Below are 775 nucleotides of genomic sequence, written 5' to 3'. Positions count from 1 at the left end.
GTACGGGACGCCGCGTCCGCCGATGGCGATGCGGCCGTCGGCGGTGCGCTGGATGCGGCAGTAGGAGTGGGCCTCGTCGCCGACGAGTTCGGCACCGCGCCGGCCGATCTCCTCCCACACGGGGGCGGGCAGCGGCTCGGTGACGATCATGCTGCTGTTCATGGGCAGCCAGACCCGGCGGTGGCCGCGCAGCCCGGCGGTGAACCCCTCCAGCGCCCGGATCACATACGTCGCCCTGACCGTGCCGTGGGTGGTGACCGCCCGGCGGGGGCGGATCTCGGTGACCTCGGTGCCCTCGTGGACGGTGACGCCCATCCGCTCGACCGCGTCGGCCAGCCCCCTCACCAGCTTGGCGGGCTGGATGCGGGCGCAGTGCGGGCTCCAGAGGGCGCTGCGGGCACCGGCGATGCGGACCCGTTCGGCGAGCCGGTCCCGGTCGAGCTCGACCAGGTCGTCCTCGCCCCAGCCCTCGGCGCGCAGCACGGGCAGCCGTTCGCGCAGCCGCCGCTCCTGCGCGGCGTTGATGGCGACGTGCAGCAGACCGTCCTTCCGGATGTCGGCCTCGATGCCCTCCTCGGCGGCGACCCGGACGACCTCGTCGACGGAGGAGAACATCTCGCGCTGCAGGGCGACGGCCGCCTCCCGGCCGTGCGTCCTGGCGTAGCGGCGCATCCGGCCGGGCGGTTCGGCACTGAGCCGGCCGCCGTTGCGCCCGGAGGCGCCGAAGCCGGCGAACTCCTTCTCCAGGACGGCGATGCGCAGGTCGGGCTGGGCC

General features: G+C 75.0%; 1 protein-coding gene. It reads right to left on the bottom strand.

Annotation, left to right across the window (positions count from 1 at the left end; genetic code table 11):
- Nucleotides 1-775: NAD(P)/FAD-dependent oxidoreductase (locus CCN35_RS26905; protein ID WP_143631882.1), on the bottom strand; the 775-nt coding region annotated here is incomplete at both ends.

Origin of the sequence: Streptomyces thermovulgaris (assembly GCF_002155915.1) — a bacterium.
In the GTDB taxonomy this organism is placed as follows: domain Bacteria; phylum Actinomycetota; class Actinomycetes; order Streptomycetales; family Streptomycetaceae; genus Streptomyces; species Streptomyces thermovulgaris.
The sequence above is the reverse complement of the archived record's forward strand: the minus strand, read 5'-3'. Positions and strand labels throughout refer to the sequence as shown.